The sequence below is a fragment of the Thalassobacter sp. 16PALIMAR09 genome (genome assembly GCF_000765485.1).
Taxonomy (GTDB): Bacteria; Pseudomonadota; Alphaproteobacteria; order Rhodobacterales; family Rhodobacteraceae; genus Thalassobacter; species Thalassobacter stenotrophicus.
Genome location: NZ_JHAK01000002.1, coordinates 297,630 through 311,281, shown reverse-complemented (window position 1 = coordinate 311,281; position 13,652 = coordinate 297,630). Strand labels below are relative to the sequence as shown.

The following is a 13,652-nucleotide window of genomic DNA, read 5'->3' as shown; positions in this document are numbered from 1 at the left end:
CGTGATGGGGCGAACTTCAACGGGATTCGAGGAATGTGATGAATGAGATGGGGATAAAAGCGTCCCAATCGCCTGTCAGCCCTGCCAAAGGCGCCGCCACAAGAGCGTCATCGACGAAAATTGCGGGCGTGGACACGAGGGATCGGCGTGGCAATCCAGTTGTGCGCCACGCGGGGCAATCGCGCAGATGATCGCCCAAGGCCACAATCCGCAGCGCGCCTGCCTTGGCGGGACCGGTGATTTGCCAGCGATGGTCCCACAGTCCGCTCAAAGATGACTTCTCACACCTGTTTGCCGCGTGCAGTTCTCGGCTCAACCGCAACGTTTCGCCTTGGACGGTCATCGACACGCCCCCCAACGGCGCGCTGCCCTGCGACGTGGCCTGATCCAGCCAGTTTTGCGTGGCCTGCCTGCGGGGTTTATAGGGGCTCGCTGACATCCATTGTACCGCAGCCGCCAAAATGCGTGAGACCAACGCGGAAGGGGCCGCGCGCGCAGCAGATGCATCGATCAACAGGTCGCCCGCCTCTGCCCGCACATGGGCCTTAGCCCAGTTGAGCGACGCATAGGCCAAAACGTCAGCCTCGTCTTGCATCAGTTCGGCAGTTTGTAGAAGCCGCGCCCGGCTGAGGCCCAAGTCCGCCAGCGCATCTGCCATTTTGCGGGCGCGAATGCGATCAAACCGGGGGTCCTCATTCGATGGATCATCCACCCAATCCAACCCCTCAGCCCGCAACCAATCGCGCAAATCCGCCCGGGTTTCACCAAGCAGCGGTCGGATCACTCGGCCAGACACAGGCCTAATCCCCGCCAAGCCATCCACGCCAGAGCCACGCGCAAGCCGCAGCAGCACCGTTTCGGCCTGATCATCCGCAGTGTGCCCCATAAGGATCGTGCCCGAGGTGGCCGCCAGCAGGACGCTATGGCGCCCCTCACGCGCGGCGGCTTGGACATTGCCAACACCTGACCAATGCCAATCTAACACCTGATGCTCGACCCCAAGGGCCGCGCAATGCCGAGCGACCAGCATAATTTCATCGGCCGCTTCGGGGCGCAAATTATGGTTAACGCTTAAGCCTGTGACACGCGCCGGCCCCAAGGCACGCACGGCCAAATGCAACGTTGCAATCGAATCACCCCCGCCGGAACACGCCACGGCGACCGCACCCTCGGGGCAAAGCGTTCTAATAGCCTCTGCGGCGCGGGCCTCCAGCGTCACGAGCAGCCAAGCGTCGCCAGTGCGGCCTCAGCCTCAGCTACCTCGGCCGCCCCCGGAAAGCGGATACCGACCTCGGCCAGCATCAAGCACGCCTCACCCGGTTGGCCGATCATATCCAACGCGCGACCAAGTTTCAGCAAAGCACCAGGCGCTTCGGGGCCGTTGGGCGCTAGGTTGAAACTGTCCAAATAGGCGCGGGCGGCGGGCTGCCACTCTCCCATTTGGCTCAGCGCGTCGCCGCGCAACAAGAACGCATCCAACGTCAGCGGGCCACCGGGATACGTCTGAGAAAACGCCTGTAGCTGGTCCGCAGCGGAAGCATAATCCCCGGCCTCAAATGCATCGCGCGCACGGGCGAAATCGCCTTGCTCACCTACGGCAAACTGCTCACCATCAGCCTCGGGGCCGGGTGCAAGTGTCGGATTGATCGCGGGGTCAGTCGCCACCGCATCTGTCAGATCACCACCCAGTTTCGGCGTTTCACCGAGTGAGCCGATATCGCAGGCTGCCTCCAGTTCACACAAGCGAAACTCAAGATCACCGACCTTGTTTGTGCCATCTGCAACCACCCGCTGCACGCGCAGCTCAAGGTTTTCGGTAATGGCCGTCAGGCGGCGCATTTCCTGTTCAATCGCATCGAGCCGCTCAAGAACCGTGTCGCCAGAGACAACCGCCCCCGGCGCACTTGTGGTCGAAAGCTGTGTGCGCAACCGCTGCACTTCTACGAACAGAACCGTCAGTTCCTGCCGGATATCCGCCAGCGTCTGTTCCTGCGTTTGCTGCGCAGACATCGGCGCGGCGAAGGCGAGAACAAAGGCCACTGGCGACCACAGTAAAAGTGCAGGCAATTTCATAAGTTAGCTCCCCAGACCGGCGGCACCCAAGACCGTGACCGACCGGCGGTTTTGACTATAGCAGGCTTCGGTTGAGCACAGCTCAATCGGGCGTTCCTTGCCATAAGTAACGGTGCGCAGGCGGGCATCCGCGATGCCTTGGCTCACCAGATAGTCACGTACCGATGCCGCCCGGCGTGCGCCGAGCGCAAGGTTGTATTCCCGCGTGCCCTGTTCATCGGCGTGGCCTTCGATCAGGGCGGTGTATTCCGGGTTGCGGGCCAAGAAATCCGCTTGGCCGGTCAACGTGGCGCGAGCAGCCTCATCGATGGTGCTTTGATCCACGGCAAACAGCACGCGGTCACCGACGGCTTGTTGAAAATACGCAGGCGAGGTCGGATCATCCACCGAGCCGGGCACAATCTGGCCATTGCTGCCCAGCGCGCCATCGCTGCCGGAGCCGCCAAAGCCGCCGCCGTCACCAAGGAACGGATTGCTGGTACACGCCGACAGCGCGAGGGCGGCCAGCAACATAATGGGAGTGCGGAGGGTCATTTCAAACGTCCTTCTTGTGGGCACATGCGGGCAGCTCGTTCCCGCAGTGATGAGTATAACATGGCTTAGGGCAAAAGCGGACCCCATGCGGGGTCGCTTGCAGCATTGGGGGTCGGGACGCGTTGCAGGTTACGCCCCGAAATATCGACAGAGTACAAAGCAGGCGCACCCTGCGCGCCACGGCTTTCGCGGGTGAACATGATAACACGCCCATTGGGCGACCACGTTGGGCCTTCGTCAAGGAACGCCCCCGTGAGAAGCCGTTCCTCAGTCCCGTTGGTGCGCATCACGCCAATATGGAACCGGCCAGCATTTTGCTTGGTAAAGGCGATTAAGTCACCGCGCGGGGACCACACGGGCGTGCCATAGCGTCCGCGGCCTTGGCTGACCCGCTGCGCGCTGCCCCCCGTAGCGGACATGATATAAATTTGCGGACTGCCAGAGCGGTCGCTCTCAAACACAATTTGACGGCCGTCAGGAGAGAAACTAGGCGCAGTCTCAATCGACGGGCCAGAGGTCAGGCGCCGCGACTGCCCCGAGCGCAGATCAAGCGTATAGATATCCGAGTTCCCACGCGCCGAAAGGCTGTAGACCACCGTCCGACCATCAGGTGAAAAGCGGGGCGCAAAGCTCATGTCGCCGCCTTGATCACCGATCACACGGCGGCGCAGGGTGGCCACATCCATCACATAGACCTGCGGAAAGCCGGTCTCATAGCTGGTATAAAGGATCTGCTCGCCGTCAGGCGAAAAGCGGGGGGCCAGAACGATAGTGTCCGAGCTGGTCAAAAACGAAACATTCGCCCCGTCGTAGTCCATAATCCCAAGACGCTTGCGGCGATCATTCTTGGGGCCGGTCTCTGACACGAAAACAACGCGGCTATCGAAATAGCCCGCCTCACCGGTGATCCGGGCATAGACCGCGTCCGAGACTTTGTGCGCCATCCGCCGCCACCCGTCTGTGGTACCCACGAACTGCAACCCATCCCCAAGGGGGGCATCCGAAAACACATCAAACAACCGGAACTGTACGGTCAAACGATTACCCTGAACGGTCACAGCCCCCGTGATCAGCGCCTGTGCATTGATCGCTTTCCAGTCGCTGTAAGGAACCGTGCTGTCAAAGCTGGTCACCCGAGAAATATGCGCCGAAGCCGGAATTTCCCGAAACAGGCCTGTGTTCGTCAGGTTGGCCGCAATCACTCGGCTGATATCTTGGGCCATATCGTTCGACGCCCGGTTTTGCGGCACAAAATCCGGGATCGCGACGGGGATCGGCTCAATCACACCTTCGGTGATGGTGATGCGCAGCGGCCCGGGGCTTTGCGCCACGGCGGGGCCAGTCAAAATCGCCAGCGCTAGAAGGATACGGCTCAGAAGGGACAGCATATTAACGGATCCTCATCGATGAAGGGTCAAAGGTCATCTCGACCTCTTGCCAATGGTCATATTTCTCTTGGGGTAGGTCAAACCCCCGCGCGCCACAGCGTAGGATTGCGCGGCGACCTGCCTCATAGGCCTGTCGGGCGGTCGCTTCCGAGCCACCTTGGAACCCAGCCATGCGCAAAGAACTTGCAACAGGCGTGCCATCGGGGTTGAGGGCAAAGGCAATCGTCACAGCCGTTTGCGCCCAAACAGCGCCGGGGTCGACGTTCCAGCATGATTGCACGGCGACGCGGAAACCATCCCGTTCGCCACTGCTAAGCGGTGGGCGAGATGGCGCAGCGGCCACCGTTTGTTGCAACTCAGAAATCGCGCCCGCGATCCCAGAGGACGTGTCGGCCTCAGGCTCTGGCGCGGGATCAGGGGTCGGCTCAACCACCGGCTCCTCCACAACTGGGGCCTCGGCCACAGCGACGGGGCGGCTTGGTTTGCGCTGCGGGCGCAAGGAAACCTCCGGCGCGCGCGATGGAATATCCGCTTCGGTGACAATCCGTGTGGTGGCCTCTGGTGGGGCGACGGGGTCTGGGGCGGCCTCCTCCGGTGGGGCATCGGCGGCCTCTGATGGCGTGGGGGCGGCCTCAACCACAGGGGCGGTTTCCGCCAGCGAGGGTGGCGCAGGTGTAGGTGCAACGCGCGGGGCCGCCCTCGGTGTTGGCGGCGCATCAGAAATCGGCGCATCCGGATCCGACGGCGGAGGTGCGGGCGGCTCGGGCGCTTGGGGCGCCTCTGGCTGCACTTCGGTGCGCGGCGGCGGTGTCAGGATCGCGACCTGAGGCGGAGAGGGTGCCTCCGGCGCAGGTTGCGGCGTCGGAGCCTCGGGCCGGGGCGTGGTTTCAACCTGTGGTGTCGCGATGTCAGATGTCTCAGGCGGGGGCGCAATCGGCGCGGAGGGCATCGGCACCTCGACCGCAGGAGCGTCGGACACCAAGGCGTCAAACTCCGCGTTGGTCATCACGCTCACTTCGGTCACGGCAAACGGCTCTTCCGGCGGGGTGGGTTGCAACCACGCTCCCACCATCGCCCAAAGGACAATCAACCCATGGACCGTCCCGGAGACAATGAGGCCCTCGCGCATCTGCATGCGCGATCACTGTCCGTCCGCGTCGAGCGTTGGCCCGCCCGCGTCCGTCACCAGCCCCAAATTGCGGAAACCGCCCGCATTGAGCGCACCCATGACCTCCATCACCTGCGCATATGGCACGATGCCGTCGGCGCGCAGAAACACTTTGTCGGTGGTGCGCTCTGCGGCAATGGCCTGTAACCGGGTGACCAGTTCTTCGCGCGCCACTTCGGTGGATTGGATCAATACGGTGCCGTCAGCGGCGATCGTCACGGCCAGCGGTTCTTCTTGTTCATCCGGCAGCGGCCCTGCCGCCGTTTCGGGCAATTCGATGGGCACACCCGCGGTCAACAAAGGTGCCGCGACCATAAAGATGATGAGCAGCACCAACATCACGTCCACAAAGGGTGTGACGTTGATTTCGGACATTGGCTGACTGCCACCGCCGCGCCGACGCCGTCCGCGCCGCCCGCCGCCACCCGATTGCATGACCCCGCCGCCCATGGCCTAGGCCGCGTCCAACTGGCGCGACAGGATCGTGGCGAACTCATCGGCAAAGGCCTCATATTCGCCCGTGATCTTGTCCGCATCGCGGTTAAGCTGGTTAAAGAACACCACTGCGGGGATCGCAGCCAATAGGCCCAGCCCCGTGGCCAACAACGCCTCAGCGATGCCCGGCGCCACAACGGCAAGGTTGGTGTTTTGCTGAATGGCGATTTCTTCAAACGCGTGTTTGATGCCCCAGACCGTACCGAACAGGCCGATGAACGGCCCCGTCGATCCGGTTGTCGCAAGGAACGTCAACCCCGAGGTCAGCGCACCGCGCTCCTTGGCGATGGCCACGTCCATGGCCCGGTCAATCCGCGCCTGCGCGCCTGCGATCAATCCACCATCGTTGCGGTGGCTGCGTTCCCACTCAGTCATGGCCGAGACGAAAATCCGCTCATTCGCGGTTTTTGGTGCGCCGTTGATCTTGGCATATAACTCATCCAGCGGCTCGCCGGACCAGAAAGCCTCATCAAAGACGGAGGTCTCAGCCCGCGCTTGGCGGAACTGCATAAGCTTTTGAATATAAACCGCCCAAACCCAGACGGAGGCCACGATCAGCATGATCATGACGACCTTCACGATAAACGTGGCGCGGAGAAACAGCGCCCACATAGAGAAATCAATCTCCTGCGCGGCTGCGAGAACTTCGGTTTCCATGGACTGCTCGGTCCTGTCTAGTGATGCCGTTATCGGCTTATATAGAAATTAGGTAACAGAATTTCAGCGCAAAGGCCAAGGTTTTGGCACAAATCAGCGAGTGGTTGCCAGTTTTGTGATCTGGGGCGGCAGGCGGGTGGGACGTCCGTCCGAGCCCAGACAGACAAGCACGACTTTTGCCTCAAAAATTAGGGTACTTTTGCGGGTTATGACCTGCTGCAAGGTAAGCCGCGCCGGGGTCGTCTTTGTGACAGATGTTTCAACGATCAACTCATCATCGAATTTGGCGGGGGCGCGGTAGTCGGCCTCAAGCCGAGCGACGGCGAACACTTGGCCCGCAGCCTTCATCGCAGTTTGGTCGATACCCGCTGCGCGGACCATCTCGGACCGAGCGCGCTCGATGAACTTGAGATAGTTGGCGTAGTACACGATCCCGGCCAGATCGGTGTCCTCGTAATAGACACGAATGGGCCAGCGATGCGGGCCCGGCAGGCTCACTGGACTTTCTCCGCCGCCATACGCGCGCTAAGGCGCAGTGCGTGGGACGGATCCTGCGCCATCACTGGCATCACCGGGTCATAGGCCGCTCGCAACAAGCTGGACACGTCAGGCCGCAGAACCGCCGAACCGTCGACCAACCCAATAGGCGAGGCCCCCAAAAACGCCGTATCGGACCACAACACCATGGCCTGCACCATTTGGTTCAGCGCCAGCGTTTCGGCAGGCACATCGCGCAACGCATCATCCATGCAGATGAACGAAAAACAGGCCTTGATGCCCCCGTCCTCGTCAAACCGAAAGGCGCGGTATTGGTTTGCGTCAGCTGCCTTGAGCCGCGCGACCAGCGGCTCTAGGTCCGGTAGCAGCCGGTCCATATTCGGGGTCTCGGTCAGTTCGTCCCAGCTTTGGATAAAGAACACCATCAGGTTGGCGCCCAGCTCTGGGTCGGTCTCGGCCATTTTGTGGCCGGTCAGAACGCACAGAGCCTCAATCGCACCCTTTAGGACTGCGATCGTTTCATCCAAAACGCCGAATGTGATCGGCACAATGGGCCGGCCCCAGCGGGCAAACAAATAGCTGTCATCAGCGCGGGTGAAATAGGCGGTTGTCTCGTCTGGTGTCATCTCGGCCCCATGAGTGTAGGGGGAAAGACGCCTCTGCGTCCTCCCGTTCGAGGGGTCTACATGAAGATTTTTCGCCCCTAGAACAAGTCCCCTTGGGGTTCGGGGCGTGGTGGTGTCAGGCCCAAATGGGTCCAGGCACGGGGGCCAAGCATCCGGCCGCGCGGGGTGCGCTGCAACATGCCTTGTTGCAGTAAATACGGCTCTACTACCTCTTCTAGGGCGTCGCGGCTTTCTGACAGAGCGGCGGCGATTGTCTCAACGCCTACGGGACCGCCCATGTAATGCTCTGCGATCAGGGTTAGGTACCGACGGTCCGCGCCGTCCAGCCCCGCGTTATCCACGCCCAGGCGGGTCAACGCGTTGTCCGCAAGCGCTTGGGTAACGCGGCCATCACCCTCAACAACCGCAAAATCCACGACCCGGCGCAGCAATCGGCCCGCAACACGCGGGGTGCCGCGCGCGCGTTTTGCGATTTCGCGCGCACCAGCATCATCAGCAGGGCAGCCCAAAAGGCGTGCCCCGCGCAGAACGATCTGATGCAATTCATCCTCGGTATAGAACTGCAACCGTGTCGGGATTCCGAACCGATCCCGCAGCGGGGTTTGCAGCAAGCCAAGCCGCGTCGTCGCGCCGACAAGCGTGAAAGGTTGCAGATCGATGCGCACGGTTCGGGCGGACGGCCCTTCCCCGATCACAAGGTCCAGCGCGTGATCCTCCATCGCGGGGTACAGCACTTCTTCGACCACCGGGTTCAGACGATGAATTTCGTCGATGAACAGCACATCGCGCGCCTCAAGGTTGGTCAGGATCGCTGCCAGATCGCCCGCCTTTGCCAGCACCGGGCCAGAGGTCATACGAAAGTTCACCCCCAGCTCACGGGCCATAATCTGCGCCAGAGTCGTCTTGCCCAAGCCGGGAGGGCCGTGGAACAATACATGGTCCATCGCCTCACCGCGCCGCCGCGCGCTTTCGATGAAAATCCGCAGATTGCTGCGTGCCTCGGCCTGACCGATGAATTCCTCAAGCGCTTGCGGACGCAGGGCGCGGTCGTTGTCCTCGGGGGCGGGGTTTGGATCCAAAAGCGGGTCGGTCATGGCTTAGCCCTTCGGCGCGAGCAATTGCAGCGCGGCCTTGATGATTGCGCCGGTGTCGCCTGCATCGGCGGCTTCCGCCACGGCGCGGGCGGCATCAACGGGCGCATAGCCAAGGTTGGTCAGCGCGGACAATGCCTCGGCCTGACCACCGGGGGCGGATGGTGCGGCCTGCGGCTTGGCCACGGACGCCGCCGCCGGGACATCGCCCACCGCCTCAACCAGCGTATCCGCCCCGGTCGCCATCAGGCCGGGGGCCTTGTCTTTTAATTCATTCACAACGCGCGCAGCGATCTTAGGGCCCACACCCGGCGCAGCCTTGATCGCGCCTGCGTCACCCAAGGCAATCGCGCGAGCCACGCCATCGGCCCCAAGTGTGCCCAGTATCGCCATCGACGCCTTGGCCCCGATCCCTTGGACCGAGATCAACAGCCGGTGCCATTCCCGCTCATACACAGTCGTAAAGCCGAACAATTGCAGTAGGTCTTCGCGGACCAACAGTTCAGTATAGAGTGCAGCGGCCTCGCCCTTCGCTGGCAGGTTCGCCAGCGTCCGATCCGAGCAATGAACGGTATATCCAACGCCCGACACATCCAGCAGAACGTGATCCGTGCCTTTGTAGTCCACCCGACCCGTAAGTTTGCCAATCATTGTGCTGCCCGCATTGCGGCCTCCAGTCGACCTGAGGATTGCGCGTGAAACGAGTGGCAAATCGCGATTGCCAACGCGTCTGCCGCGTCGGGGCTGTCGAACGTCACACCAGGCAATTGCACGCGCACCATTGCCTGCACCTGCCCTTTGTCCGCGTGTCCCACGCCCACGACCGTCTTTTTGATCGCGTTGGGTGAGTATTCCCCAATCGCCAAGCCCGCCTGCGCTGGCACCAACAACGCAACGCCGCGCGCCTGCCCCAGCTTGAGCGTCGCCGCCCCGTCTTTGTTCACGAATGTCTGTTCCACGGCGGCGGTGTCGGGCTCATAGGCCGCGATCACATCCGTCAGCTGCGCATGCAGGCTCAGCAACCGTGCGGCCAACGTATCCTTTGCATCCGTTTTGCATGTCCCGTTGGCGATGTGGCGCAAGTGGCTGCCGCGCGACTCAATCACGCCCCACCCCATGTTCCTCAGCCCGGGATCGACCCCTAGAACGCGCATTCTGCTCTCGCCTTTTGTGTTTGTTACAGGACTATCACGAAGATCGGACGGCAGCCAGAAAAACAAAGGTTAATCCCGCGCCAAGCCAAACGCGACATTGCAAACCAAAACCGACGCAACACAATTCGCAAACGACGCTTTTTGGGCCAAAAATCGCAGTCAATTAAATCCGTTAACCACCCCACGATCCTATGCACAAATCGCATATGAGACATGCATTCTTGCTAATTGTTGAGATCAGAATTCCGGAATACCTGCCGCTCATGGAAAGCAATTACCACGCTTTCGCTTAAACCTAAAAACTTGAAAGATCGGAAAGGACGCACTTATGGCAACCCTCGACACCATCCGTCCGATCGCCACCGAAAATGGCCCTCGGACGTTCTTTATCTCTCTCATTGCAGCCATTGCGGCTTGGAATGATCGCCGCGTAACGCGTGATGCTCTTGAGCGTCTGTCGGACCGGGAACTGAATGATATCGGGCTTAAACGCGCCGACATCGAAGCCTTGATCTGAGGCTATAGCAAAGGGGTTTACCCACCTTTGTAACGTGTAAACGCCGCACCCTCGTGCGGCGTTCTGCATTTTTAGAACGCTGTTTATCCAGCGACCGGGGCGGCAACCCCAGAAGGCAAAACCGCCGACATCCATTCCGCAACCCGCAGCGAGATGGCATCCGGTTGTAGCACAAAAGCGAATACCTGATCCGACCAATTGCCCTGAGACAATCCCGTGACCCGCACATTCAAAACATCGGTCCCGAAGTAGGCATAAATAAACCCCTTCAAACCGATCAAGCACACAATCACAAAAGCCAAATGCAGCCACGGAATACGGCGGGCTTCTTTTAGAACAACAGGAACCAGCAACCCATCGGGCCGCTTTTTATAAAGCACCTTAGCGTGTTTCGACGCGGCTTCGCGCTTGCGCGTTTCCACCTCAGCCATACGGTGCTGAAACGATTTATTTTGACTATACATCGGCACCTCAAAATGAATTGGCACCCCCAACACTGATAAAATACAGCCGAAATGGGGCACCAATAAGGCGCGATTTTTAGCTTCTCTTCAACGATAGGGTCGACCACTCGGGCGTCTTGTGATGATGCTCAAGCGTGAAACCCACTGTTTCATAAGTCTTAATTACGTCTGCGGCCTGTTCGTTCAGGATACCCGACAAAAGAGCGTAGCCACCAAAAGAAACGTTTGTTGCCATATCAGGGGCTAATTCCAGCAGGGGTCCCATCAGGATATTGGCAAACACCAGATCAAAGGGACCCACCTCGGCCAGCGTCGGGTGGTCAAAGCCCGCAGCCTCTAGGCATTCGATCCGGTCGCCCAACCCGTTGACGTCCGCATTCACACGCGCCACATCCACGGCCGTTGGGTCCATGTCGCTGGCATAGACCGTGCCAGCCTCATCGGCGGACCAAACCTTGGCCGCAGCCATCGCCAGAACCGCTGTACCGCACCCAATGTCCGCCACTTTTCCAGGACCAAAGCCCGCCTGCAACAGACGCTCAAACGCCAGAAGACAGCCGTGCGTTGTGCCATGGTGTCCAGTGCCAAAGGCCATCGCGGCCTCAATCAGCAGGCCAATGCGATCCTCAGGCAACGCCTCGGTGTCATGCCCGCCGTGTACAAAAAACCGACCCGCCTCAACCGGGTGCAATTCGCGGCGTACATGTGCGACCCAGTCCGTATCCGGCAACTCAGACACTACGAAATCCGCCGCGCCATGCGCTGCCGCCAATAGCGCCAAGGCCACCGCATCCGGACGCTCAAGGAAATAGGACCCGACCTCCCACGTGCCCGAGCCGTCCTCGACCTCAAACACGCCCACGCCGTAAGGCGCCGGATCGATATCCTCCAACGCTTCGCCCAAAGCTTCGGCGGGCGCTTTGCCAGAAAGTGTCGTAAAGGCAGTAAAGGTCGTTTCGGTCATAGCGGGGGCTCCTTTGCACCCCGCCTACCCGGCCCTGCGGCGGCTGTCTAGACGCCCACACCAATGGGACAGGTCACGCCCGTCCCGCCAATCCCGCAATAGCCGTCCGGGTTCTTGGCAAGGTACTGCTGATGATAGTCCTCCGCGTGGTAGAACGCAGGTGCATCGATGATCTCGGTGGTGATGGCACCATAGCCCGCAGACAAAAGCCGTGGCGCGAACGCGAGCTTTGATGCCTCAGCCGCTGTCTTTTGCGCATCGGAATAAGCATAGATACCGCTGCGGTACTGCGTGCCCATATCGTTGCCCTGGCGCATCCCCTGCGTCGGGTCATGCCCTTCCCAAAAGACCCGCAGCAGATCTTCATAGCTGATGACCGCAGGATCATAGACCACACGCACCACCTCATTGTGACCTGTCTGGCCCGAACACACCTCATCGTATGTGGCATTCGGGGTATAGCCACCCGCATACCCCACCAGCGTGACATAGACGCCATCCAGCTGCCAAAACATCCGCTCAACGCCCCAGAAACAGCCCATGCCAAACATGGCCTCTTCCATGCCATCAGGCACGGGACCCAATAGCGGATTGCCGTTCACAAAGTGGGTCTGCGCCGTAGGAATGGCTGTCTGACGACCGGGCAAGGCTGCACTGCGCGCAACCATCTCGGCTTTCTTACGTTGGAACAGAAACATGCAGCACCTCCATCTGGCTTTCGCTTGATATAGGGCGCTTTACTCCGCAGGACTAGGGATAGGCCGCGTGATCACGGTCTCATTCCCAGGTTCAGGATGGCGCGGGATCAAACACGACAGCCCAAGCGACACCAACGCCATACACGCCGCCGCGACAAATACCGAAATCGGCGATACCAACCAAAGGTACCCCAGCGATGCAGGCAAAAACACCGCCGCGATATGGTTGATCGTAAAGGCCACTGCCGCCGTGGGCGCGATATCCCCGGGGTCCGCGATCTTTTGAAAGTATGTCTTAATCGCCAGCGCGAGGCTGAAAAAGATGTTGTTCAAGATGTACAAAGCCGCCGCTACCGTGGCCGACCAATCGAACAAATATAACCCAATGTAGAAAGCAAAAATCCCGAACAACCCGGCATACTCGACGATCAAAGCAGCCCGTTCGCCAAAATATGCGACAGCCCGGCCCAACTGGGGCGCCACGATCATGTTCACCACGAGCGTGGCCATGAACAGGGACGTGATATCGCTCACCGAAAAGCCGAACTTCTCGACCATCATAAAGCCTGCAAAGACCACGAAAATCTGCCGCCGCGCACCGGACATGAACTGCAACAGGTAATACAGCCAATAACGCTTACGCAGGACCATCTTCTTGGTCTGCGGGTTGGGGCTCTCAAACTGCGGAAACGCCCAAAACGCAAACAGCGCCATGGCCACAGTGATCGATCCCGCGACCCAATATACCAGATCATAGCTCAGATCGAACGCCCGCCACGTCAGCACAATCGCGCCATACGCCAGCAACGTAGCCCCCGACCCCACAGCCATCAAAATGCCCAACACTTGCGGAGCGCGCGCCTTGTCGATCCATTGCAACTGCAACGATTGGTTGGCGGTTTCGTAGTAATGAAACCCGATGGACGACAAGAGCGTCACAAACAACAACCCACCCAACGATGGAAACTGCGCAGTTATCACGGTCGCAAACCCCAACAAAACCAGCGACACCAACGCCAACACTTGCTCGCGCATAAAGATGATAATGAAAATCACCCCAATGGCCAAAAAGCCCGGGATCTCACGTACCGTATGCAGCCACCCAATGTCCGCACCATCAAACCCGGCCATCTCAATGACAAAGTTGTTCAACAGCGCCGACCAAGTCGCAAAAGCAATCGGCATAGCCGCGGCCATCAAAGCCAGCAAAGCCACAGGGCGCCGCCACAAAGGCCAGTCGCGCGTCTCAGAGAGGTGTACAGTTTTCACCCACTCGCGCTACACCACTGCCTCGCCCAGAGCAATCCCGCGCTCGCGCACACCTG

At 60.3% G+C, this 13,652-nt stretch carries 17 protein-coding genes; 1 reads left to right on the top strand and 16 read right to left on the bottom strand.

Going from position 1 to position 13,652, the window contains the following annotated elements:
* Positions 1-16: 16 nt before the first annotated feature.
* From tilS to ruvC, 12 genes are all read right to left on the bottom strand, one after another.
* Entirely contained in the window at positions 17-1,219 is a 1,203-nt protein-coding gene (tilS, locus tag PM04_RS05445; RefSeq protein ID WP_052068210.1) for a tRNA lysidine(34) synthetase TilS, read from the bottom strand.
* Positions 1,216-2,073: a tetratricopeptide repeat protein gene (locus tag PM04_RS05440; RefSeq protein WP_038004433.1), complete on the bottom strand. Its 858-nt coding sequence runs from the start codon at positions 2,071-2,073 to the stop codon at positions 1,216-1,218. Before PM04_RS05440 ends, tilS begins: the two co-directional genes overlap by 4 nt.
* Before the next feature lie 3 nt (positions 2,074-2,076).
* Positions 2,077-2,607, bottom strand: a complete 531-nt coding sequence (gene pal, locus PM04_RS05435; RefSeq protein WP_038004432.1) for a peptidoglycan-associated lipoprotein Pal — start codon at positions 2,605-2,607, stop codon at positions 2,077-2,079.
* A 65-nt stretch (positions 2,608-2,672) separates the two neighbouring features.
* Positions 2,673-3,995, bottom strand: coding sequence for a Tol-Pal system beta propeller repeat protein TolB (gene tolB, locus PM04_RS05430; protein WP_038004430.1), 1,323 nt, complete (start codon positions 3,993-3,995; stop codon positions 2,673-2,675).
* A gap of 1 nt (position 3,996) precedes the next feature.
* Entirely contained in the window at positions 3,997-5,130 is a 1,134-nt protein-coding gene (locus PM04_RS05425; protein ID WP_052068209.1) for a hypothetical protein, read from the bottom strand.
* A gap of 6 nt (positions 5,131-5,136) precedes the next feature.
* The gene (tolR, locus tag PM04_RS05420) at positions 5,137-5,613 is read right to left on the bottom strand and encodes a protein TolR (RefSeq protein WP_038004428.1); all 477 of its coding nucleotides are present in this window, start codon (positions 5,611-5,613) and stop codon (positions 5,137-5,139) included.
* A gap of 3 nt (positions 5,614-5,616) precedes the next feature.
* A complete protein-coding gene (gene tolQ / locus PM04_RS05415) occupies positions 5,617-6,315 on the bottom strand; it encodes a protein TolQ (protein ID WP_038004427.1) in 699 nt (232 codons plus the stop codon).
* A gap of 93 nt (positions 6,316-6,408) precedes the next feature.
* Positions 6,409-6,813, bottom strand: a complete 405-nt coding sequence (ybgC, locus tag PM04_RS05410) for a tol-pal system-associated acyl-CoA thioesterase (RefSeq protein WP_234702810.1) — start codon at positions 6,811-6,813, stop codon at positions 6,409-6,411.
* Complete coding sequence (locus PM04_RS05405; RefSeq protein WP_038004425.1) at positions 6,810-7,439, bottom strand: hypothetical protein; 630 nt, start codon at positions 7,437-7,439, stop codon at positions 6,810-6,812. The genes ybgC and PM04_RS05405 overlap by 4 nt, the downstream gene beginning before the upstream one ends.
* Before the next feature lie 77 nt (positions 7,440-7,516).
* Positions 7,517-8,533 (bottom strand): Holliday junction branch migration DNA helicase RuvB, encoded by a 1,017-nt coding sequence (gene ruvB / locus PM04_RS05400; protein ID WP_038004423.1) that lies wholly within the window; start codon positions 8,531-8,533, stop codon positions 7,517-7,519.
* Between the two features lie 3 nt (positions 8,534-8,536).
* Positions 8,537-9,181 carry a Holliday junction branch migration protein RuvA gene (gene ruvA / locus PM04_RS05395; RefSeq protein WP_038004421.1) on the bottom strand — a complete coding sequence of 215 codons (645 nt, stop codon included), beginning with the start codon at positions 9,179-9,181 and terminating at the stop codon, positions 8,537-8,539.
* The gene (gene ruvC, locus PM04_RS05390; protein ID WP_038004420.1) at positions 9,178-9,684 is read right to left on the bottom strand and encodes a crossover junction endodeoxyribonuclease RuvC; all 507 of its coding nucleotides are present in this window, start codon (positions 9,682-9,684) and stop codon (positions 9,178-9,180) included. Before ruvC ends, ruvA begins: the two co-directional genes overlap by 4 nt.
* A gap of 328 nt (positions 9,685-10,012) precedes the next feature.
* Here ruvC and PM04_RS05385 point away from each other — a divergent pair, with 328 nt between their 5' ends.
* Positions 10,013-10,201 (top strand): DUF1127 domain-containing protein, encoded by a 189-nt coding sequence (locus PM04_RS05385; protein ID WP_038004419.1) that lies wholly within the window; start codon positions 10,013-10,015, stop codon positions 10,199-10,201.
* 83 nt (positions 10,202-10,284) lie between these two features.
* On the opposite strand, the gene PM04_RS05380 is transcribed toward PM04_RS05385, so the two are convergent.
* The 4 genes from PM04_RS05380 to PM04_RS05365 form a co-directional block, all read right to left on the bottom strand.
* The gene (locus PM04_RS05380) at positions 10,285-10,665 is read right to left on the bottom strand and encodes a hypothetical protein (protein ID WP_038004417.1); all 381 of its coding nucleotides are present in this window, start codon (positions 10,663-10,665) and stop codon (positions 10,285-10,287) included.
* 76 nt (positions 10,666-10,741) lie between these two features.
* The gene (locus tag PM04_RS05375) at positions 10,742-11,629 is read right to left on the bottom strand and encodes a 50S ribosomal protein L11 methyltransferase (RefSeq protein WP_038004416.1); all 888 of its coding nucleotides are present in this window, start codon (positions 11,627-11,629) and stop codon (positions 10,742-10,744) included.
* 47 nt (positions 11,630-11,676) lie between these two features.
* The gene (msrA, locus tag PM04_RS05370) at positions 11,677-12,327 is read right to left on the bottom strand and encodes a peptide-methionine (S)-S-oxide reductase MsrA (protein WP_038004414.1); all 651 of its coding nucleotides are present in this window, start codon (positions 12,325-12,327) and stop codon (positions 11,677-11,679) included.
* Positions 12,328-12,366: 39 nt separating this feature from the next.
* A complete protein-coding gene (locus tag PM04_RS05365; RefSeq protein WP_038004413.1) occupies positions 12,367-13,596 on the bottom strand; it encodes an MFS transporter in 1,230 nt (409 codons plus the stop codon).
* Between the last annotated feature and the right edge of the window lie 56 nt (positions 13,597-13,652).